Annotated in this window: 20 protein-coding genes; 8 read left to right on the top strand and 12 right to left on the bottom strand. The window is 61.3% G+C overall.

Annotated elements, in window-relative coordinates:
- Positions 1 to 80 precede the first annotated feature (80 nt).
- The 4 genes from AC1DCU_RS05305 to AC1DCU_RS05290 all read left to right on the top strand — a co-directional run bounded on the left by AC1DCU_RS05305 (position 81) and on the right by AC1DCU_RS05290 (position 4462).
- Positions 81 to 1208 carry a tyrosine-type recombinase/integrase gene (locus AC1DCU_RS05305; RefSeq protein ID WP_478013509.1) on the top strand — a complete coding sequence of 376 codons (1128 nt, stop codon included), beginning with the start codon at positions 81 to 83 and terminating at the stop codon, positions 1206 to 1208.
- Positions 1209 to 1339: 131 nt separating this feature from the next.
- Positions 1340 to 2500: an SAVED domain-containing protein gene (locus AC1DCU_RS05300; RefSeq protein WP_442251569.1), complete on the top strand. Its 1161-nt coding sequence runs from the start codon at positions 1340 to 1342 to the stop codon at positions 2498 to 2500.
- A 10-nt stretch (positions 2501 to 2510) separates the two neighbouring features.
- Complete coding sequence (locus AC1DCU_RS05295) at positions 2511 to 3692, top strand: nucleotidyltransferase domain-containing protein (protein ID WP_442251568.1); 1182 nt, start codon at positions 2511 to 2513, stop codon at positions 3690 to 3692.
- Positions 3692 to 4462 (top strand): hypothetical protein, encoded by a 771-nt coding sequence (locus AC1DCU_RS05290; protein ID WP_442251567.1) that lies wholly within the window; start codon positions 3692 to 3694, stop codon positions 4460 to 4462. The genes AC1DCU_RS05295 and AC1DCU_RS05290 overlap by 1 nt, the downstream gene beginning before the upstream one ends.
- A gap of 506 nt (positions 4463 to 4968) precedes the next feature.
- On the opposite strand, the gene AC1DCU_RS05285 is transcribed toward AC1DCU_RS05290, so the two are convergent.
- The 5 genes from AC1DCU_RS05285 to AC1DCU_RS05265 all read right to left on the bottom strand — a co-directional run bounded on the left by AC1DCU_RS05285 (position 4969) and on the right by AC1DCU_RS05265 (position 11240).
- Positions 4969 to 6972: an SEC-C metal-binding domain-containing protein gene (locus AC1DCU_RS05285; RefSeq protein ID WP_442251566.1), complete on the bottom strand. Its 2004-nt coding sequence runs from the start codon at positions 6970 to 6972 to the stop codon at positions 4969 to 4971.
- Between the two features lie 311 nt (positions 6973 to 7283).
- Complete coding sequence (locus AC1DCU_RS05280) at positions 7284 to 8183, bottom strand: toll/interleukin-1 receptor domain-containing protein (RefSeq protein WP_442251565.1); 900 nt, start codon at positions 8181 to 8183, stop codon at positions 7284 to 7286.
- Between the two features lie 282 nt (positions 8184 to 8465).
- Positions 8466 to 9038, bottom strand: a complete 573-nt coding sequence (locus AC1DCU_RS05275; protein WP_442251564.1) for a hypothetical protein — start codon at positions 9036 to 9038, stop codon at positions 8466 to 8468.
- A gap of 382 nt (positions 9039 to 9420) precedes the next feature.
- Positions 9421 to 9837, bottom strand: coding sequence for a DMT family transporter (locus tag AC1DCU_RS05270; protein WP_442251563.1), 417 nt, complete (start codon positions 9835 to 9837; stop codon positions 9421 to 9423).
- Positions 9838 to 9845: 8 nt separating this feature from the next.
- Positions 9846 to 11240 carry an amidohydrolase family protein gene (locus AC1DCU_RS05265; RefSeq protein ID WP_137190674.1) on the bottom strand — a complete coding sequence of 465 codons (1395 nt, stop codon included), beginning with the start codon at positions 11238 to 11240 and terminating at the stop codon, positions 9846 to 9848.
- A gap of 140 nt (positions 11241 to 11380) precedes the next feature.
- Here AC1DCU_RS05265 and AC1DCU_RS05260 point away from each other — a divergent pair, with 140 nt between their 5' ends.
- The gene (locus AC1DCU_RS05260) at positions 11381 to 12286 is read left to right on the top strand and encodes a LysR family transcriptional regulator (protein ID WP_137190675.1); all 906 of its coding nucleotides are present in this window, start codon (positions 11381 to 11383) and stop codon (positions 12284 to 12286) included.
- A gap of 247 nt (positions 12287 to 12533) precedes the next feature.
- Here AC1DCU_RS05260 and AC1DCU_RS05255 read toward each other — a convergent pair whose 3' ends face one another.
- A complete protein-coding gene (locus AC1DCU_RS05255) occupies positions 12534 to 13499 on the bottom strand; it encodes a GlxA family transcriptional regulator (protein WP_478013508.1) in 966 nt (321 codons plus the stop codon).
- Between the two features lie 99 nt (positions 13500 to 13598).
- Between AC1DCU_RS05255 and AC1DCU_RS05250 the strand changes: the two genes are divergently transcribed.
- Together AC1DCU_RS05250 and AC1DCU_RS05245 are read left to right on the top strand one after the other, a co-directional pair.
- Positions 13599 to 14468 (top strand): MBL fold metallo-hydrolase, encoded by an 870-nt coding sequence (locus AC1DCU_RS05250; RefSeq protein WP_137190677.1) that lies wholly within the window; start codon positions 13599 to 13601, stop codon positions 14466 to 14468.
- A 10-nt stretch (positions 14469 to 14478) separates the two neighbouring features.
- Positions 14479 to 14964, top strand: coding sequence for an isochorismatase family protein (locus AC1DCU_RS05245; protein WP_137190678.1), 486 nt, complete (start codon positions 14479 to 14481; stop codon positions 14962 to 14964).
- A gap of 670 nt (positions 14965 to 15634) precedes the next feature.
- On the opposite strand, the gene AC1DCU_RS05240 is transcribed toward AC1DCU_RS05245, so the two are convergent.
- The 6 genes from AC1DCU_RS05240 to AC1DCU_RS05215 all read right to left on the bottom strand — a co-directional run bounded on the left by AC1DCU_RS05240 (position 15635) and on the right by AC1DCU_RS05215 (position 20621).
- Positions 15635 to 16168, bottom strand: coding sequence for a hypothetical protein (locus AC1DCU_RS05240; protein WP_442251561.1), 534 nt, complete (start codon positions 16166 to 16168; stop codon positions 15635 to 15637).
- Between the two features lie 240 nt (positions 16169 to 16408).
- Positions 16409 to 17035 carry a tyrosine-type recombinase/integrase gene (locus AC1DCU_RS05235; protein ID WP_442251560.1) on the bottom strand — a complete coding sequence of 209 codons (627 nt, stop codon included), beginning with the start codon at positions 17033 to 17035 and terminating at the stop codon, positions 16409 to 16411.
- Positions 17036 to 17156: 121 nt separating this feature from the next.
- The gene (locus AC1DCU_RS05230) at positions 17157 to 17756 is read right to left on the bottom strand and encodes a TetR/AcrR family transcriptional regulator (RefSeq protein WP_241877712.1); all 600 of its coding nucleotides are present in this window, start codon (positions 17754 to 17756) and stop codon (positions 17157 to 17159) included.
- A complete protein-coding gene (locus AC1DCU_RS05225; RefSeq protein ID WP_253078121.1) occupies positions 17756 to 18250 on the bottom strand; it encodes a hypothetical protein in 495 nt (164 codons plus the stop codon). The genes AC1DCU_RS05230 and AC1DCU_RS05225 overlap by 1 nt, the downstream gene beginning before the upstream one ends.
- A gap of 80 nt (positions 18251 to 18330) precedes the next feature.
- Complete coding sequence (locus tag AC1DCU_RS05220; protein WP_320488652.1) at positions 18331 to 19848, bottom strand: MFS transporter; 1518 nt, start codon at positions 19846 to 19848, stop codon at positions 18331 to 18333.
- Positions 19849 to 19874: 26 nt separating this feature from the next.
- A complete protein-coding gene (locus tag AC1DCU_RS05215) occupies positions 19875 to 20621 on the bottom strand; it encodes a glucose 1-dehydrogenase (RefSeq protein ID WP_241877709.1) in 747 nt (248 codons plus the stop codon).
- A 222-nt stretch (positions 20622 to 20843) separates the two neighbouring features.
- Here AC1DCU_RS05215 and AC1DCU_RS05210 point away from each other — a divergent pair, with 222 nt between their 5' ends.
- The gene (locus AC1DCU_RS05210; RefSeq protein ID WP_241877708.1) at positions 20844 to 21692 is read left to right on the top strand and encodes a LysR family transcriptional regulator; all 849 of its coding nucleotides are present in this window, start codon (positions 20844 to 20846) and stop codon (positions 21690 to 21692) included.
- Positions 21693 to 21695: the final 3 nt, after the last annotated feature.

The raw sequence follows: 21695 nt of genomic DNA, 5'->3' as shown, positions 1-21695 counted from the left end.
CTGCTCTGCTGGTAGTGTACTCACGATAAGTGATGATTATCGTGGGTATGGTCGTCTAAGCGTAGCGTACATTACATAGTATGAAAGATATTTCTACAATTCCCGTACTTGCCGCGACGGCCACCAGCCTGGTCCTGCCCGAACAGCTGGCCCAACAGGCTGCCGATGCGGTCCGCGAGCTGCTGGCCGAAGCCGCAGCCGAGAACACCACTCGCAGCTACACCAGCGCCCTGCGCTACTGGGCCGGCTGGCATACGGCGCGCTACGGCATTGAATTGGCCTTGCCGGTGCCCGAGTCCATCGTGCTCCAGTTCGTAGTTGATCACGTACAGCGCCGCTCGACCGACGGCGAATTGGCCTGGGAACTTCCACCAGCCCTCGACCAGGCCTTGGTGGCCGCTGGCCTTAAGGCTAAGGTCGGCCCGTGGACCTTGGCGACCGTGCGCCATCGCGTTGCCGTGCTGTCCACCGCGCACCGCTTGAAGCAAGTGGCCAATCCCTGCGAGCAGCCGGCAATCCGCACCGTACTCAGTCGAGCGGCGCGGGCCGCGGTCAAGCGCGGCGAGCGACCACGCAAGAAGACCGCAATCACCCTGGCCGAGCTGGAGGCCATGTTGGCCACCTGTGACGATAGCCTAGAAGGTCTGCGCGATCGCGCCCTACTCTGCTTCGGATTTGCCAGCGGCGGCCGCCGGCGCAGCGAGATCGCCGCTGCCGACCTGCGCGACCTGCGCCGGATTGGCGAGGCGGGCTATATCTACCGGCTGGAGCACAGTAAGACCCAGCAGGCCGGGGTTAAGGCCACCTCGACGCCGAATAAGCCGGTGCTCGATCGGGCCGCCCTCGCCCTTGAGGAGTGGTTGGATGCCTCAGGCCTCACCGAGGGGGCAATCTTCCGGCGGCTGTGGAAACAGCGGGTCGGCCCTGCCCTGTCCCCGGCCGCCGTAGGTGAGATCGTGCAGCGGCGGGCGCGGCTGGCCGGGCTGGAGGGGGATTTTGGTGGGCACAGCCTACGGTCGGGGTTCGTGACCGAGGCCAGCCGCCAAGGGGTGGCCCTGCCGGCGATTATGCAGCTGACCGAGCACCGCTCGGTGTCGAGTGTGGTGGGGTATTTCCAGGCTGGTGCCGCGGCCGACAATCCGGCGGCGCGCCTGTTGGACGGCGGTCTTACCTCGAGTGATGGGGATCAGTCAAGCAGCACCCCTTGAAACAGTGTCACGCGCCACAAGATGGAGGGGTAAGCGTCGCATTCAGTGTCTAGTCCTTGGGGTTTTGTCGCAGCGTGTGCGACATCGGGCGAGCACGATGGGACACTCAACCACCTTCTGGGGGATGACAGATGGGCAAGGCGGCGGGCAAATCGACGCGCGGCAAGGCGGTCTCACCGGCGACGCAACGAGAGGTGTGGGCCCGCGGTGCCGGCGTATGCGCGTGGCCGGGCTGCGGCGCGGTGCTGTATCAGGACCCCCTCTACCTGACGCCGAGCGGGTTCGGTGAGCTCGCCCACAACGTTGCCGCCAGTGCCGACGGGCCGCGAGGCGATGCGCGGCGCTCTCACCCGCTGTCGGACGATCCCGGCAACCTGATTCTGTTCTGCCCCACACACCACGCCGTGGTCGATAAGCCTGGTTGGGAAGATCACTACCCCGAAGCCCTGCTGGCGCAGTGGAAACAACAGCACGAGGCCGCGGTGCGCGTCGCCGGCCAGCACAGCCATGGCCGCAAGGTGCTCGGGCTGCACTTTCGTGGGGTTATCGGGCGCCAGATCATGGCCGGGGATGCGGCCAGCGCCCTGAAGGCCGCGGTGCAGCGCGGGCTGGTATTGACCGAACGGCCGGTCGAGGTCGACGTTGATGCCAGTGGCTACGAGCCGCAGAGTGCGGAGTACTGGCTGCACGTATTGACTGCCATCCGCCAGAAGGTGCGAATGCTGCAAGCGCGCCCTGAATCCGATCGCGCAATTGCCTTGTTCGGTCTTGCCGACATGCCGGCGCTGATGGTGATGGGATTCGCGCTCGGCCACTCCAGTGAGCTGTACCCGTTCCAGTGGGACCGCCACGCGCAGAGCTGGCAGTTCCCCGACAAGGATGCACCGGCCTGTGTCTTCGACATCAAATGGCCGACGCACTGGGATGGTCCGGTTGCCCTAGTGTTCTCGCTGTCCGGCGTGATCGAACCCGAGCGCATCTGCACTGCCCTCAACCACGATCAACCCTCGGTGATTCACGTCACCGTCGACCGACCGCGGCTCGATCTCGTCCAAGGGCCCGCGACGATCGATGCGTTTCGCGCCAAGGTCGCTAGCGTGGTGGCGCAACTGGAAACCCAGTTGCCGAAGACCGCGCCGATCCATGTGTTTCCTGCGATGCCGGCCTCGCTTGCGATGGCCTTCGGTATCGCGGTCAAGCCAAAGGTCAGTTTCCCCTTCCATGTGTACGACGCGGACAAAGGCCACGGTGCCTTTCATCCGGCCCTTTCCCTGCCCCTGATCGAACGCTGAGGTGATTGTGATGGACAGCCGTGCCCCGAACTCGCGCCTAGAAGTCCTGCTCAAGGACATCGATCTGCCCGCTCATGCCTACGAGCGGGCAGAAAGCCGCTACAAGGATCTCGGGCGGTGGATCGCGCGCCCTGAATCCACGTTGGCCCGACACGACGCCCATGTCTTCGTGCAGGGGTCTTTCGCACTCGGTACCGCGATCCGGCCGATCAACGACGACGACGAGTACGATTTGGACTTCACCTGTAAGCTTCGAGAGGGCGTGTCACGCGATACGCATTCCCAGCAGGACCTGAAGGACTTGGTCGGGGGCGAGCTGGCGGCGTACCGCCATGCCCGCCAGATCGACCGGCCGCTGCAGCCGAAGAACCGCTGCTGGCGCCTGCGCTACAAGGATAAGGAGCTCCCGTTCCACCTGGACGTGGTTCCCGGTATCCGGGCCGATGACGACCGCCGCCGCTACCTGCGCGAGCAAATGGAACTGCATGGCGTCCCGGCGGCGCTGGCCCAGGACATCGCCCGCAAGGCGCTTTGGATCACCGACCAGCAGCATCGCGCCTACCGCACGCGCAGCCGTGATTGGCCGTCGAGCAACCCCGGTGGCTACCTGCAATGGTTCCTGTCGCGCATGCGGGCGCCCGAACAACGCGGTGTACTTGCCGAGGCCCAGATCGACCCGGTCCCGGTCTACCGCAGCAAGACAGCGTTGCAGCAGGTCGTGCAACTGCTGAAGCGGCACCGCGACATTCGCTTCGCCAGCGATCCGGACGTCAAGCCGGCCTCGATCCTGGTCACCACTATCGCCGGCCAGGTGTACGTTCATGGCGAATCGCTGACCCAGACCTTGCGCCGGGTCCTGCTGGAGCTTGACGAGTTCAGGCTTTCAGGCGCCGACGAGATCCGCAACCCGATCAACCCGCAGGAGAACTTTGCCGATCGCTGGCACCGCCAGGACTGCCTCGAACTCGAGCTAAAGCGCCACTTCCACGAGTGGGTCGAAGCCGCCAACCGCGACTTCGCCGCGTTCCTAGACAGTCCGCACGCCGGACGTCTCGTCGAGATGGCGGAAGACCACTTCGGACTGAAGCTGTCGCAGGACGCATTCCGTGGCCTGGCCGGTGTCGTCGCCGCGCCGGCGGTGGTCCGGCAGGTGCACGTCGACTCCGCGCCGGCGCGCCCCTGGCGCGAGTGATGCAATTCTTGCAGTCCCACGTCGACGAACTGTTGACGGCGTGGCCGCGGTTGCGCCGACGGCCGAGCCGCCGTGCCGACGTCGTGATCGTCGGCGGCGTCCTCGACTTCAGTTGGGTGCCGCCGGGTCGCCCCGCCATCACCGACACATACCAGGTACGCCTGGAGGTGCCTCTGTTTTCGACAGAGACGTTGCCGAATGTGTACGAGGAGGGTCAACGTGTCCCGCGCACGCCGGACAACCACGTCAACAGCGCCGGCAACCTCTGCCTAGGGTCGCCGCTGCAGCTGCAGCTCAAGCTCGGTCCTTCACCGACCCTGCTCGCCTACGTCGATCAGTGCGTGATCCCATTCCTATACGCCGCATCTTGGCGGCAACGGGGCTACGCCGGCTACCCGTTCGAGGAGCTGGAGCATGGCGCCCGCGGCCTTTACGACGACTATCAGCACCTGCTCGGCCTGCATACCGGTCCCGCGGTGCGGGCGGCACTGCTGGCGCTGACCAAGCGAAAGCGCGTTGCCAACAAACTGCCATGCCCATGTGGTTGCGCGAGGCGCCTGGGGCGGTGCAACTACCGCGCCTCGCTGAATACTTGGAGGAGGCTTGCGCCAAGAGCCTTCTTCCGTAAGGTCTTGGCACAGTTACTGGCGTTGGATGCACCCGCGGCGCCGGCGCCGTCGGCCCAGCGCCGCCTCAAACTTGCCAACAGCAAGCGCTGCATGCGTAACCCTGTTGTCACGCGCCCTGCCCTCGTGGCCTGCGTTCCTTAGGTGCGGCGCGCGAGGCGCTGCTGGGCCAGCACATCATGCGGCGGTGAGAACGCGCGGATGTGTAGCCTTTAGCTTGCGTCGCTTGCGTCGCTTGCGGTGTCGCGCAGGGTTGTCCTGAGCAGTGCCAAGCCTAGAAAGATGGGGGGCTCGCCTCGGCCAAAACCCACCACAAGCCGCTGCGCCGCCGGCAACTCGAACCCGGCCGTCGGCGTAGAAGGAGTGAGCAGCTGCGCAACTGAAGCGTCTGAACTGCTCAGATGACCCGCCTCATCCGTCAGGCGGTCCAGACGCGCACCGAGGGCTTTAAAGTCCTTCAGAGCCTTGTCTTTTGAACGCAACCCCAAGGTCTCAAGCGCCCGACGCAAGGCCGCTCGCACCTCCACTGCGGCGATGGATTCGGCGAGGACGAGTCCATTGAAGGGATTGAGAACTACTGGCGCTCGTAATCCGCAAAGATTGGTCGGTGCGCTGCCCCCGCCCTGCGCTGCGCGAGTGTGATCATGAAGTTAGTTCCACAGTGATTTGACGTCCGTGACCGGGACTGCCCCGGTGGCCTGTGCGATGAAAATCGCTACCTCCAAGGTCACGCTCTTGGTAACCATCGCCTGACTAAGCCGGTTGCGTGTTCCTAGAACCTGGAGCAGTGCTATGGGGTCGCTCTCGGCTTCACGCCGCATGTAGTCGATAACTCCCTGCACGTACGCGTCCGGYTTATCCGGCGTGCTCCTCTTGAACATCGGGAGTAGAGTGTCGTCCGGCAACAGCAGTAGCGATCGCTGGAAGTCTTCACGGGCAAGTTTCTCGAACTTGGCCAGATCTTCCCGTGCAGGCACCCACTTTGCGGTTCGCGTCTGCGCCATCTCCTGCATCGCCCGTTGGAAATCCGGACTAAGGTCAGCAGGATTCGGGAAGACGAGCACCTTCCCTGCGACGATGAGCGGCTCAAGCAACAACCAGAACCAAACGTTCTTCAAAAACTGTAGTTTGTGCTGCTCCGGGGATGTGACAGGACTGAAATCGGGGCGAAGATTGCGTGAGACGAGGAACGGATCCATCACCAGAATCTGATCGAACAGCGGCACGAGGCTTATGAAACTTTCGCCTGCTGTGCGCGGATCGGACGGCCCCATGTACACCGCACGCACTCGGCCGTTACTCTGCCGGGGAAGCAGCGCAGTCAGATCGGTGTTTTCCGGCCACAACCCCTGGGAGATCCGATGCAGCTGGGAAACCTGCTCGTCGGACAGCGTATGTTGGACACGGCTCCACGCGTTCTTGTCGTTCAAGTTCAACACGCCAGCGATCGCGCGCAGAAACGCTAGGTTTCGCTCGCGAAGGCTGAGCTCGTCCCACCGCGGTCGCTCCCATGACGCCAACAGCTCGCAGCACGTGTCGTAGGGGCTGCCGCTGCCGCATGGACAAGGTTCTCCGGTCTGCGGCGGCGACAATGGAGGTGGTTTGGCCACGAACTCGTGCTCACGTGAGGTTCGCCCATAGGCGTCTCGATAGCCATAAGTGCCATCTTTGAAGCCGAAGTATGTATCGCCGCCGTAGCGCCATAGCTCTGCTTCAGGCGGGCGCAGCAGCTCGGCCAGACGGGCGTGATCTAAAGGCCGATCCAATTCCGGATACAGCCATTCCGGCCTTCCTGCGGCGATGTAGCGGCGCGCGCGCCCCTTGAGCCAAGCGTTCACCGTGACGACTTCTTCTCTACTGAAGCGACGCCCTCGGATAAGACTATCCGTGCGCATCATCGCATCACCGAAATAGCGTGCGTTCGTTCGTTTTGCCGCGAGAGCGACGTCACTGGGATATTTGGCGTAATCTACATGCGTCAGAATTAGCAACTGATTGCCGTCGAGTGGGAATAGCGTCTGCGTGCCGTTCCAGGTTATGGGAGCGTCGTTGGGATAGGCTTGGACGGCCGCGTCACTTGGCAGCACGGCATTGAAGGTCGTTACTGGGTGGTCGACGATGAGGAACTTGACATCCGAATCCTCGGCCGAGACCACCTCATGGACGGCCTCGGCCCACAGAGCGCCGAACATGTGACGCAGATGCTGCATCTCCACTAGCAGTTCGACCTGCGAAAGCGCCGGATATCGACTTCGAATCCAGTCCAGACCTTTTGGAGTGCGTAACTTCTGCGCGCCCAAGTAACTAAGTAGTGCCTGGTACTGCGCGTGGACCTGATCTGAGTCGCCACCGAGAAACGCACGTACCGCAAGCGCACCGAAATCGTCGATGCCTTGAAAGAGTACTGTTTCTACCTCGTCGTTGAACTGCTCGCCGAACCGAGTGACGTAGAGATCCTGCTCCCAGAATGCCGACTTGGGCGCCCTCCGAAGCGCCCTGGACGGTATCGGCGTACCGTCGGGACGCTGGCGCAGCGATGACAAGTCGAGGAGCCAGTGCTGGCCGCCATCGGAGATAAAGCCACGCTGGTACCACTCCGGTACATAGTGATTCTGGCGGGAGGATCCCTGAACTTTTTTTGGAGGTGGGGGCACCGGAACTCCAGCTCAATTGGAGGGAACCTGGTTCAGACTACATTCTCATCAGATCTTTGTCCGTTTTAGATTGATACTTTACGGGATTTCGCGTTCCCTGCCAGCTTCTGGCCTATGGCTGATAAAGTTTCCTAATCCTCTGTCCTCCCCTCCGGCGAGATCCCGAATCGGCTGTTTGGAAGCGCGGCATCACCTAGATCGGCCGTCTCGTAAGTGTCCGTGATTTCGGGGGATGAACCGCGGCGGCCACCTCCCATAAGGCCCGTAGGCGGTCCCGAAGTAGTTCCAATAAGTGATCTGGTTTGCGAACTCTAGAATCTCGGCCGGGGCCCTAGCGGCGGTATGGGCTCATACGCGTTGTGCAAATCGCGTACTAAGTCTTGAAAGTTTGCGTTGCGATTCGGGCCGTCGCTAAGATCAACATACATTCGCCCGCGAAGATTTATAGGCAGGTGCGCGGCATCGGCGTGATCCTTGAGAACTGGAATGAATCGAACTGAGCCAGGATCTGCCATCAACTGTGCCGCCGTTACTAGGTGTTCGTAGCCCACCCCGCCAACGCGACCGTTCGCGCGACTCATGTAGTTTGCGGTACAGACGACGATTACTCGATCACAATTTGCGGTTTGCTCCATAAAGCGGCCCAGATCTTGGCCTGGTCTGACGTGCGTCATATCGGCCATGGCATCAATGCCATTAGCCCGCAGCTCTAGAACGAGCTGGCGCACCCAGTTTCGGTGCTCCTCTGAATCCCAGGAGTAGGACACAAATACCGTCGGGGCGCGGAGCTCGATAGCGAGACCGTGTGCGACGAGTACTGCACGCAGATCAACGTCCTTTATTGCCCAATGGGTCCTTGTCTGTTCCCAGTTCCGCTCTCGTATATCTAGATCTGCAAACATTTCGCGAAGGCGCTCTGCAGGAATTGGCGAAATCGATGCATCGAATCGCCAGGTAATCCTAATCCCGCCATAGCGCACTTGAACCTGATCAATCCATCCTACGCGTGCAGGGATCCCTATATCTCGACCTCTGTCTTCGTAGGCGAATAGCGTCGGCATTTCTTTAAGGGCATCGATAACCTGGTCGTTGAGCGCATTGAACCCATCCTTTATTGGTTGCGCCGTGTGCTCCAAGTATCTCGGAAGCTCCAGAAAAAACTCGTCCTCGTCCCAAGTTCCTTCGCGGTAGACCATAAGCAGGTTGTACATAAGAGCCTCTTAGCCATTGCTACTTGAAGCGATAAGCTGCACCACTATGCATTAGGATCAAGTCTATAGCAGCCCCTGCCCTACACGCTGCGCAAAGGTCCGCTCTCGGCCATAAGCAGACCTCGGCCGATCAGCGTCAGAAGACTTGACTCAGGCTAGCTTGTCTCGCAGTGGCCAGAAGCAGAAATCCGTGAAGCTCCAACCGAGCCGAGCCGCTACAGGGGATTCGTCTCGAGCGAATCACATTTCGGGTTGGGAAGTCGCAGAATTTTCAACTACGCGCTAGCTGGACTGTGCCGTGCCAAAGTCGAACTCTGCAGGGGCCACGGCGATGCAATTGAGCTGGCGCTCCAGTTCGCGAAGCCGGTTTGGGCCGCCCTGGGTGGAGGCTAGAAAGACTCGAACAACGTGCGGATTCTGCAGCAGCTCTCTGATGACCGACGCAAACATTGACTTCCGTGCAAGATGCAAGTCTTGAGCGTCCTCTATGAATGCGGCATTCCAAATGATGAGAGTTTCGTTCGGAAACTGCCCAGGCGGTGCGGAAGCAAGAGTTGCCATGAGCTGGTTGTACAGCGCGGCCAGATAGCCCCACTGTGCTGCGAACCTGGTGTAGAACGCCGCGTACGCACCGGCAAAGACGGCGCCGAACCATGGGATCATTTGCCCAATCTCGACCTTGAGCTGGGCTGCAGAGAAAACAAGCTCCGTGCCGGCCGCAAAGTACGACTTGATTGGGAGCACGATCACACAAATTAGCGATGTCACCCAAAGCGACCGCAACAGTACAGCCGTGCCGCCGTTGGGTCTGTTCCGCAGAAAAAATTCACCAGCAAGAAAACTCACTGTCGACATAGTCTTTTCTCCCGCCAAACCATTTGATGGACGCTCCCCCTGGGAGTTTGGCTGTGCCACCTACACCCCTCAAGCGGGTTCGGCCCCCTGGCACAGCTCGATACTAGGCGGATTGTGACCTGTTCACAATCCGTTGCAACGCCTGAAAATGACTAGCCTGCAGTCCAATGGCCGTAAGCCGCCGTTGTCATATCGAAGAGGGATGGACCGTAGGGTGCGTCCGCTTCCGGCCAAAAGCGGACACATGCGGCCAAGAAAAGGTCTGAAAGCGCGGCCTGTATGTTGCCCCTCGATGCATGCCTGCGTCGGCCATCTCGCCGTCACGCAATCAATCTTGACCAACGCTCTCCGAACAGAGAGATGGCAAGCCCCATCACCATGATCAGCGCACCTGCAAGCTTGATGATGGAAACAGGGCGATGGGCAGACCCAGTAACGCAAAATGGTCGATGGCGAGTGTGGACAGCAGCTGCCCAGCGACGACCAGCCCCACCAGGGCGGCCATGCCAATGCGGGGTACCAGGATTACGTTGCTGAGCAGCGCGAATGCCCCCATCGCACCTCCCAGCAGCACCCATGCCGGCTGCGCTGGGATGCCTGCAAGCAGGCTCAACGTGTTACCCCGCGCGAGGCCGACGATGGTGAGCGACAACAGCCCCACCATGAATGAGAAAATGGCGGCTGCGACAGGGTCGCCACCCAGGCCTTTCGACAACTGTCCGTTGAGCGTTGTCTGCAATGTGACGGCCATTCCCGCAACCATCGCCAACGGAAAGGCCCAAACGCCGAAGCTGTTCATGGTGGTCCTCAGTTCGAGGCGAGTGCGGGGAAGGACGTGCCGAACACGTCCGGCTCGTAGCCGGCTGCAGAGAACAAGTGCTCGCAGGATTCGTCCACCGCAGCGCGCAGCTTGGTCAGATCCAGGCCGCACATCTCGCCACCCCGCTTCAGCACGCGGCCACCGACCATCACCGTGTCGATGTTGCTGCGCTCAGCGGCGTGCACCACCGTTCCGAACGCATTGTTGGACGGATACAGATTGATGTCGCCGGTGCGGAACAGCACGATGTCTGCCTGCTTGCCCGGCTTCAGGCTGCCGATCTTGTCCTGCAGCCCTGCGCAAGCTGCACCATCGAGCGTGGCGGCCTCGAGCAGGCGGTGGGAATTCAGCGGGTCTTGCTTTGTTTCAGCAGTACGTGGCGGGCGTGCGTTGACACGCAGCACGCGCTCCAGGTAATAGGCCACGCGCATTTCCATGAACATGTCGCCGCTGTAGGACGTCTCGTTGTCGACGCTGAAACCAGGGCGCAGCCCATGCCGGACCGCCGCATCCCAGGCAAACATGCCATCTTCGATGCCGTAGTGCGCGTCCGAGCGCGGGCAGACATTGATGTGCACACCGGCATCGCGAAGAATTTCCCAGCCCTCATCCTTCAGACAGGTGCAGTGGTTGAAGATGTTGTCCGGTCCAAGCAGGCCTTGGGCATGCAGCTCGGGGAGCTGGGCGCCCATCTGTTCACCGAAGAACTCGGTGACAATCGGGATGCCCAGGCGGCGCGCCTCGGCCCAGAGCTCCGGCTCGATGTTGGCCATGGTGGCCAGTGTGACCAACGCGTTGGCCGGGTCCTTGAAGTACTTTTCCTGCAGGCGTTCAAGGTTGCCCGGCCAGTGTGCACGGTCCCAGGTGCCCGAAACCGGCGCACCTGATGCATGCAGGGCACGGATACGGGCATCGAGCAGCGCGTCGACTGCCGCGTCGGAGTGCGCGGCCGTGCGGCTGTTGTGGGAATTGTCGATCACCGTGGTGATGCCCGCATCAATCGCTCCCAGCGCGGACAGCAGGGTGCCCACATACATGTCCTGCGGCCGGTAATGCCTGGCAAACGAGAAATGCGTGGCGTTGGAGTAGTGCTCCAGCGTCTCGGCATTGGAGTTGATCCGACGCAGCTGCCCCTCCCAGGCGTGGCGGTGGGAGTCCACCATGCCCGGAATGGCGATCATGTCTTTGGCGTCGATGACGACGGCATCGTCGGCGCCCAGGCTCTCCCCAACCGCAGTGATGGTGCGTCCCGTGACCAGGATGTCCCCCCGCACAAGGTTGCCCACGTCCGGGTCCATGCTGATGATGGTTGCGTCTCGGATAAGCGTCTTTTCGGTAGTAGAGGCGGAATGCTGAAGGATGTCTCGCGAGTAGGTGCTCATTGAGGAAGGCTCGGCTTTTGGAATGCAGGCACTCTATTGCCGTCTTTCCGTGCGAAAAAGCCGAATTTGCCGGTTTTATTATTTGTAAAATCGGCATAATCTGGATCGAAGGTGCCGTCAGCCCAAGGGTGGTGAGCGAAATGGATCGAATCCTCGCAATGCAGGTCTACGTGCGCGTGGTGGACGCCAAGAGCTTCGTGCGTGCCGCCGAGGCCCTCGCCCTGCCTCCGTCTACCGTCACAGGTCTGATCAAGGGCTTGGAAAAACACCTGCGAGTCCGCCTGCTAAACCGGACAACGCGCAGCGTCAGCCCCACCTCGGACGGCGAACGCTACTACGCCCAGTGCCGCGAGATCCTCAACCTGATCGAACAGGCGGAGACCGGCCTGAAGCCCGCACCAAAGGACCTGCGGGGGCGGTTGAGGATCGACATGCCGGTCGGCATCGCGCACTCGGTGATTCTTCCGAATCTGGAGAGTTTCCGCCGCCAGTATCCCGAGATCTATCTAATGATCGGCGTGGGTGACCGACCGGTCGACCTCGTCCAGGAAGGCGTGGACTGTGTGATCCGGACTGGGCCGCTGGAAGACTCCAGCCTAGTGGCCCGGCCGCTGGGAAATTTCAGTTGGATCACCTGCGCCGCGCCACGCTATCTGGAGAGATATGGCGTCCCGCAATCACTTGAAGACCTCGCCGGCCACCGCGCGGTCCACCATTTTTCCCATGGTTCGAGGGGCGGCGGCAACCTGCTCTTCTCTGTCGATGGGAAGCGACGGGTGGTACCCATTGACGGCTCGGTCGCCGTGAATGAGACCGAGCTCTACATCAAGCTGTGCATGCAGGGATACGGCTTGGCACAGTTGCAACGCGTATTGGTGGAGAAGCAGTTGCAGGATGGCAGCTTGGTCGAGGTGCTGCGGCAGTGGCGGCCGCCGTCGGTGCCGGTGTCGATCCTGTATCCGCATCACCGTTATGGATCGCCCATCGTCCAAGCATTCACCGCTTGGGCTACAGAGCTTTTCTCCGCCAAGAGCGAGAAGGCATAGATCGCGAACTCAGCCGTCAGGGTCCAGATATCCCGAGGCGATGTCGAGCCTGTGTCGCTCGGGTGGACTACTTTAGCGAGCGAATCCCTCAGACAGATGCCTTCCGGACGCCACCGCTGGCTAACATGTCCGCTATCGGCCAGCAGCGGGCATCAGGGAAGCGTGCCGGTGCCTGGAAGAGCTCGATCTGGCGTAGCTCGGTTCACTGTCAACTGAGACGAATCCAGTGCTCCTTCATCTGAGCGCGTCACTGCCCGAAAGTCTTTCTCCAGTCCGAGGGACTCACGTGCATTGCTCGCTTGAAACTCTGACGGAATGAAACCGCGCTCTGAAACCCGGCCTTCTCTGCCACCACATCGATCGGCAGCGCTGAACTCTCAAGCAGCTCCTTGGCGCGGCGAAGTCGTTCCGCCTGAACCCAGTCACCAACGGTCATGCCGGTGACCTTTGCAAACCTGCGGGTGAATGTTCTCCGGCTCATCGCCACTTTTGACGCTAGGCTGTCGATGGAATGATCGTCACCGAGATTGCGCCGGACCTCGTCCATCAGACTACTGAGGGCGGCGTCCCGTGAGTTGTCTGGGACGGGTTGATCGATGTACTGGGCCTGCCCACCCTCGCGGTGCGGCGGCAACACCATCACCCGCGCGACGCGGTTGGCCTCCTTCGTTCCGTAGAGCTTTCGCACCAGGTAGATGCAGCAGTCCAGTCCTGCGCCGGTGCCGGCCGAAGTGACGAGCCTGTCCTCGTCTACATAGAGTGCGTCCACGTCCAGCTTTACGCTTGGAAATCTACCCTGGAAGTCCGATTCGCCTGCCCAATGGGTCGCAGCGCGCTTTCCATCCAGAAGGCCTGAGTAGGCCAGCGCGTAGGTACCATAGCAGAGGCCAACGACGTAGGCGCCGCGCTCATGGGCAGCGCGCAGTCCGTGCTGAAGCGCCTCGGAGGGCGCCTGCCCCAGCTCCGGCCAACCTGCGACCACAACGACGTCGGCCTTATCGAGGAGCTCCAGTCCGCCGTCACCCCTGATCATCAAGCAGTGCGAAGTCGGCCCTCCGCCGCCCTCGACGGCGACCCGTACCCGGAACTCCGTTCGCCCCTCAAAACACATGCCGAAGATCGCCAGCGGGACAGACAGGTGAAACGCGCTGACGCCCGGCTGTGCCAGCAGGACGACCTCCGTCGTACCCACAGATTCTGAGTGGATGGTCATTTTGGCCCGATCCCATCGTCATTTGACATCTGGGCCAGTATCTCACGGAAGGCGCCAAGCCCAGACTTTTCCCATCACATGAGCCCTCAAGGAACTTCAATGAGCAAGACACTTCCCGTCGCACTGTGCCTGATGCTGGCCATGGGTGCCCCACTCCACGCATTCAGTGCCGAGGTCAGCCCCAAGGTCTCGATCCAGCAGATCCGCAATGCCACCATCAAGGTGACGTATGGCGGCCAGGTCTTCCTGGTCGATCCCATGCTTGCACGCAAGGGAACCTACCCGGGTTTTGCCGGCACTTACCGTAGCCACCTGCGCAACCCGCTCGTGGAGCTTCCGGAGTCCGTTGAGTCCGTGCTGCGTGGTGTCGACGCAGTCCTGATCAGCCACACCCACCTCGACCACTGGGATGATGCTGCCCAGAAAGAAATCCCCAAGTCGCTGCCCATGTTCGTCCAGGACAATGCGGATGCGGCCCTGCTCCGCAAGCAGGGTTTCAAGGATGTTCGAATCCTGGGCACCGGCACCGTATTCAACGGCGTCAGGATCAGCAAGGCAGGCGCCCGTCATGGCTCGGAGGAAATGTACGCCATCCCCGAGGTGGGCAAGCTGCTCGGCGCAACCATGGGCTTTGTTTTCCAGCAGGCTGGTCTGAAGACGGTGTATGTGGCCGGCGACACCGTCTGGGAAGCCGAAGTTCGCGAAACGTTGAAGACTTTCAAGCCTGACGTGGTGGTTCTCAACACGGGCGATGCGCGGATCGATGGATTCAATACCGGCATCATCATGGGCAAGGAAGATACGCTGCGCGTGCACCAGATGTCTCCCAACGCCAGGATCGTGGCTGTACACATGGATGCGGTCAATCACATGAGCGTCAGCCGCTACGACCTGCAGGACTACGTCATCGAAAAGGGCATCGAAAGCAGTGTCGTCATTCCGCAGGATGGCGAAGTCATCGACTTCTAAAGGAGGATGTATGAAAGCGCTCATTGTGATTGATATCCAGAATGACTACTTTGCTGGCGGCCACTTCCCGCTGGAAGGCGCGGAGGAAGCACTCCAGAGTGCGCTGGTACTGATCGAGACCGCGCACGGCAACAACGATCTGGTCGTGGTCGTACAGCATCAGGCACCCGCTGGCGCGCCCTTCTTCGAGACCGGCAGCGTCGGCGCCGATCTGCATCCGTCCATTCAATCGGCGATGCGGAATTCCCCTTTGGTGGTCAAGCATGAGGCGGATAGCTTTCTGCGAACCAATCTCGCCGAGCTGCTCCGGCAGCACAAGGTGGACACCATCGATCTGGTCGGCATGATGACCCAGCATTGCGTCACTCACACAGCCCTCTCGCCGGAGGCGGTGGGCTACCCGGTGACGATCCACGCTGACGCGTGCGCCGCCCCGACCCGTGCGCTGAGTGCGTTGGCACTGAGCGGGCTGAAGGCCCGCCACTTGGTCGTCTGATAGGCATTAAGCGCCCTGGCACGTCACGGTCCAGAACGCGTGCAGAGGAGACAAGCACCTAGGACTTCACGGAGTGGCATCGGATGGATTCACCACTCTGGGGACCGAACTTCCCATGTCCGCTTCCGGCCAGAAGCGGACACCGACCAACTCGTGAACTGAGCCGCGCCGAAAGCGTCCGCTTGAATGACTAGCTATGTGGCCCTTGCACGGGTGCCGGAAATGGCTCGCCCGCGCCAACGCGCTTTGCCAAGAGGTAAGCGCAGTACTTGTAAAGATCGTAGCGCGGTGAGTCGTTCTCAACGTAGACGACCTTCGTTGGGTGAAGGTGCACACCCGCCTCAGCCACACCCTCCAAAACTGCGCCCACGATTCGGACCTCATCCAGCGCGCTGTGTCGACATGATCCCCCTAATGGACGTCTTGAAAATGGCATGTCCATCGATAATGGCCACATCTATGTAGTTCTCGCCAGACTCCTTTCAAAGCTGGTCGTGAACTAGTCTGCGAAGCCATAGCTCACATGACTCTAGACGTTGCCTACATGCAACGCGTAGCTCTTCCGATGAGATGAGATGGAGCGCCATACATGCCTAACGCCAGCGTTCAGTCGCGGCGTTTCCGGAGCGAAGCGGAAGCAGTGACGTCGGCTGCAACAGCTGGTTCGGCGTCATCTCAGCGCATCCCCCAGAATCTTCACCTTCTCGATGACTTCTCGAAAGATCATGTACTCAGTGCTGTAGACGGTGGACCAGTCAATACCCTTGTCTTGGAATTCAGGGTCATGTCCAATCTCTATGTAAGTACGGTAGTTGCTCAGCTTGAACAGAGCTTTTTCGGCCCTCTCGAGCAGAGGCGCGTAGCTGTCTACGTTGAGCCGCTTCAGTTGATTCGGCAGGTCATGCGCCAAGTCATTGCGATGAGTCCGCAGGGCCTGGATCGCTTTGACGTCATCGTTGTCGATTGCCTGCATGAAGTCTCGAAGGTAAAGAAGGCACGCTTCGAAGTCGTTCTTGTGCCGAGCCTTGACGTCTACCTCATACGACTTGAAGGGGCCGGCCTCGAACGTCGTGTCGCGATAGAAGAGCTTGATGGGCTCGACGATGAGGCTTCTCACCAATTCGTAAGCAAGCAAGACAAAGCCCGCGTAGGCCAGGGACTTGGTCAGATCTGTTTCAGAGAGACCCAGCACTTCGCTGCTCATTGATCGACCTTTCTTGATGGGGCCCAACTACTTAGTAGCCGGATCCCTGAGTCCGGTTGTACGACTTCCACAGCGCGCCGGTTGGCGGGCTATCCCCTTGGTACGACTCGATCTTAGGACGACGGGGTCCGGCTAACAAGCCAATTTGCAACCGGACCGAGCAGGGTGCAGAGCGTGCGCCCCGGCGGATGTCCGCTTCGGGTCGAAAGCGGCCGTTCTAAGGCAGCTTTCGGAGGAACGCTATGCCTCGGTCTGCTCTGCTAGCGCAAGGGCATCATCCACCTCGACCCCCAGGTAGCGGACGGTACTCTCAATCTTGCTGTGCCCAAGCAGCAGTTGGACGGCGCGGAGGTTCTTGGTACGTTGATAGATGAGCGATGCCTCGGTGCGACGCATGGAATGCGTACCGTAGTTCACCGGATCCAGACCGATACTGAGCACCCAAGCCTTCACCAAGCGGGCGTACTGGCGCGTGGAGAGGTGGGTTGAGCCTCGCTGCCCGCCGGGGAAGAGGTAATCGTCGAGGCCAAGCTTCTGACTATCGATCCAAGCGACCAATGCATCTCTAGTCTGCGGCGTTATCTCGAACCGGACAGGACGCTTTGTTTTGCGCTGGATGACGCATGCCCTTGAACCAATATGCATGCCGTGTGCGACGTCACGGACCCGCAGCCCAACCAGATCGCACGCGCGCAGCTTGCTATCGATGGCGAGATCAAAAAGCGCTAACTGCCGACTATCGCCCTTGAGCTGAAGCCTGACTCGAATCGACCAGATCTCCTTGAGCTTTAGGGGCGCCTTCTGTCCCACAAGCTTGCCTAGATTCCAAGCAGGACGTTCCGCTGAGCGGCCTGAACTTCGCTTCATGGCTTTCTCCAATCCCGAGGTGGGATGGAGAGGCTCTAACTGCCTGTGTGTCGCCTCAGTTAAGAGGTGCTAGGGAGCTCAGCTAGGTCACTTTCGCGTCAAAGGCACATCGCACGATGTACTACTCGATTTTCAGTCGATCTGTAGACAGCTTCGCGATCTGCCAGAACAACAATGCGTTGCCCGTAGCTCGAGCAGAGAGCATCGCCCCGTGGATCGAGGCCATGAACATCGCGGCTTCCCCAGCAGGCGGCTCGACTAAGCGCATCACGCCCTTCGTCTCGCCCTCCGTCATGGTCTGTGTGAGCCAGGTTTGCAGATCGTTGAAGTGACCTGTGACCTCCTCGGCGACCTCTGCCGGGATGCTTGGCAGCTCAGCGGCAAGCAGTGCGCAGATGCAGATCGGAGGATTCGACGCCTGAATGCAGTCGGCCCAGTAGCGGATGTAGGCGACCAGGCGCGCATAGGGATCAGGAATCGATTCCTTGAGTGACTGCAGTCCTCGCCGCATCGCCTGCCGGTGCTGTGCGACGGTCGCCTTGACTAGGTCCACCTTGGCCGGAAAGTGGTGATGGATGCTGGCCTTCCTGACATCCACCAGTTCGGCAATGTCGGCATAGCTGAAGCCGTTATACCCACCCGACGCCAGCAGCTCGTTGGCCCGCTGGATGATCTCTTGGGCTTTGGGTGAATACTGAGGCTGGGCTTCTGCGGACGACATCAACGGGTTACCTGGTCTCGATAGGGACGCTGCTTATAAAGCGCTCGCATTTGCAGTGGAATTCCCACGATGAGCGCTAGGAAGAGCGCGCCCTGGACACCCAGCAGCAGCGGGTCTTTCAAGTCTGTCACCACCGGATCGCCGACAGGAAGCCTGCGCAGGCTTTCACTCACCGTGGGGACCATCAGCAGGAACACCGTTACGCTCAGCGACATCGTCTGGACATACGTCCACAGTCGCTTCGCCGGCCGCCACAGCGCGATGCCGTATCCGACCAGCAGAAACACCAGAGTGATCGTCGCGACGATCGAGCTCACCGGCTGGTGCGCGATGGGATAGACGGTGAGGATGCCCAGCAGCATGAACCAGAAGTAGGCGCGGCCGGCAGCAGTCTCAGGAGCGATCCGCCCGTGCCTGACCAGCATGTAGACCGCCAGCGGGATCGCGGGGAGGCTGCCCAGCGTGTGGAGCCAACCGATTGGAGATATGCCCATGAGGAGTTCCTTGCTGAAGTTGGGTGAGTCTACCTATTAGTAGGTAGATAACGCAATGGAGTGGCATCGGATGGACGGGTTCATGCCGACCGATGGGTGGTTTGCACCGGGAGCGTCCGGTTTGCGGGCGGCGTCGTTGTCTGGGGTCGCTGCGCCACGGGCGACTCGTTTGCTGAGCCCGGCGTCCCCCTCATGGTGGTCACCGCCAGCCTCCTGCTGAGAACGGCGGCGATGGCCATGGCGCTGGCGATCATGAGACAGGCGGCCGCGAAGCCGGATGCCACGTCTTCGACGCCTGCTCCATCCGGCGCGAGCGAGAAGAAGACACCGCCCACCAAGGCGACGGAGAGCGCAGCGCCCAGCTGCATTGCTGCGCTGACCATGCCGGCCGCCAAGCCTGCCCAGCGTGGCTCCACGAGATCGACGTTCAGTCGCACCAGCGCCGGCAGCGCGATGCCCTGTCCGATCCCAACCACCAGCAGAGGAAGCGGAAGCCAGGACGGTCGGCCGATCGCCACCGCACCGGCCGCCAGCACCAGGCCGAGGGCTTCCAGACTCATGCCGAAGGTCGCTGCGCTCGAACCCAGCCAACGCGAAAGACGAATGCCGCACGTCGGCCCCAGCAGTTGTCCGATACCGAGTGGAAGAATCGCCAAGCCCGCTGCGAGCGCACCGCGACCCAGCCCGGCTTGTTGGTACACCGCGAACGTCAGGAAGAACGCCGCCAAGGCATACAGCATGACCGCCGCCAGCAGACCAAGAGCCAATCCACGGGTTGCCGAGATGACCGAGGGCGGAACCAGCGTCGACGCAGCCAAGCGCTCCCGGTGCTTCTCGTAGCGCCAGAACAGGGCCAGGAGTGCTGGGCTCATTGCCAGCATGCCCAGGCTCCACAACGGCCACCCGTGTTCGCGACCTTCGATCAGCGGAACCACCAGCGCCAGCACGCCCAGTGCCAGCAGGATCGCACCGCCGAAATCCATGCCGCCCGCTTCCTCACCGCGGGTTTCGCGCACCAGGATCAACGCGGCCGGAATGGCCAGGGCGATGACCGGAAGATTGATCAGGAAGACGCTACGCCAGCCCATATCCCAGAGATCAGCGGATACCAGCAGCCCACCCAGCAGCTGTCCGCCGACGGAGGCCAATCCGAATGTCGCCCCGTAAAGACCGAGCGCTCGACCCTTCTCGCTCGCTGGAAACAGCGCGTGGATGGACGCCAAGGACTGCGGTGCCATGACCGCGGCCGAGATGCCCTGCAGCAATCTGCCGAAGATGAGCACACTTGGCGACGTTGCGAATCCACATAGAGCCGACGCCAGCCCAAACCCGAACATGCCGGCCACGAAGGTACGCCGGCGTCCATAGAGATCGCCCAGGCGACCGCCCAGGATGAGGGTGACGGCGTAGGCCATCGCATAGACCGACACGACCAGCTGCGCGACGTCGGCCGATGCCTGCAGGTCGGCGCGGATGCTCGGCAAGGTGACGTTGACGATGAAAAAATCAAGCGGAGGCAGCAGCGTGCCGGACAGGAGCACGGCCAAGGCGGGCCAGCGGCGCGGGTCCGGTGCGTTCGGATTCGGATAGATGCTCAAGAGGTTCATCCTCGGAACGCCGCGGATCAGCGCATGCCGCCCGAGCCGATGATGTGTTCGCCCGTGACCCAGCCCGCGTCGTCCGACGCAAGAAAGGAGACGATCGACGCGATGTCCGTCACCTGGCCGATCCGGCCGAGCGGCGTCTGCTGCTCGTTCCAGGCCTGGAACTCCGAGCCCATCACGCCGTTGGCGTGCGTACCGTCGGTCTCGATCAGGCCGGGGTTCACCGCGTTGACGCGGATTCCCCGTGGACCCAGTTCCCGCGAGAGAACGCCGGTGATGGCGTCGATAGCCCCTTTCGTTCCACTGTAGATCGCGCTTTGCGTGGGCAGAATCCGGGTGACGAAGGAACTGACGTTGATGATGCTCCCGCCTTCGCCCAAGAAAGGTACGGCGGCTGCCGTGACGAGCAGCGACCCGAGTACATTGAGGTCGAACTGCTGGCGATACAGATCCTCGGTGGTGTCCTCGATCTTTGCGAACTGATAGATGCCGGCGTTGTTGACCACGACATCTAGCCGACCGAAATGGTCGACGGCCGTCTGGATGAGCGCATCCACCTCCGTCTTGCTGCGGACATCGGCGCGCACCGCTACAGCGGTCCCGCCGGCGCCTTCAATCTCGCCAACCACCCTATCTGCCTCGTGCGCGCTCGAGGCGTAGTTCACGATCACCTTGGCGCCATCACTCGCCAGCCGACGGGCGATGCCGGCACCAATACCTTTAGATGCGCCCGTAACCAGGGCGACTTTCCCGTTCAACTTGCTCATGTCGTTCAACTCCAGATGAGGCTGACCCGGTATGGGCCAACCTGCCAGGGATGGCGTGTACCCGCCCACCGAGATCTCCCGAAGTACGCCGGGGTCGCCTGCGGGTCGGACCGCAGACGCCAGACCATCAGTGCTGGGGTGAGCATGGTGAAGTCGACAGGATTGTTTGTGGACTGCCATTCCTGCATATTGCGCGTACATTTTTGAACGGGTAATCGCGGGATGGAATGGAGTGATATCCGGATATTCCTCGCGGTCGTCCGCGGCAGATCGCTCGGCGAGGCGGCGCGCAGCCTGGGCGTGAGCCACCCCACCATCGGTCGACGGATCAAGGCACTCGAAGATGAGGCCGAGCAACCGCTCTTCCGCAGGACGAAAGACGGCTTGGTGCTCACGGATGCCGGAGACGCGGTGCTATCGCTCGCTGAATCCATGGAAGCATCGGCGCTGTCCATGGAAAGGCGCCTGGCGGGCAACCATGAGCGGCTCGAAGGCCTCCTGCGGATATCCTCGGCGGACTGGTTCGCTGCCTATGTCCTGGCGCCCGTCTTTGTCGAACTGGGGCGCCTTCACCCCGCCGTCGTACCCGAGGTCATCGCGAGCTACCGCCTGCTCGACCTTTCCCGTCGCGAAGCCGATGTGGCCTTCCGCATCGTCCCGTTCAGTGAGCCGGACATCGTCCAGCGCCGACTGATGACCATGCCTTACGGGCTCTACGGATCGGCGTCGACGGTGCACGCGGTGACCAACGACCCCGGGTCTGTGAGCCTGATTCTCATGAACTCGGCCCAGGCTCACTTCCCGGATGTCGCCTGGCTGCTGGACCGATTCCCGCACTCTCGACGTGCTTTCGCCAGCACCAGCCGAAGCGTCCAGGCCCAGATGTGCCGTCGAGGACTAGGCGTTGCGGTATTGCCAAGGCCCCTTGGTGACGGCGTGGACGGGCTTCATCGCATCGATCTGTTCGGCGACCCTCCGAACAGGGACGTCTGGGTGGGTTACCACCAAGATCTGCGCCACATGGATCGGTTAAGAGCTCTGCTCGATATCGCCGAAACGACGCTCCCTTGATGT

This window comes from Stenotrophomonas sp. 10L48 (assembly GCF_056395105.1).
The sequence above is the reverse complement of the archived record's forward strand: the minus strand, read 5'-3'. Positions and strand labels throughout refer to the sequence as shown.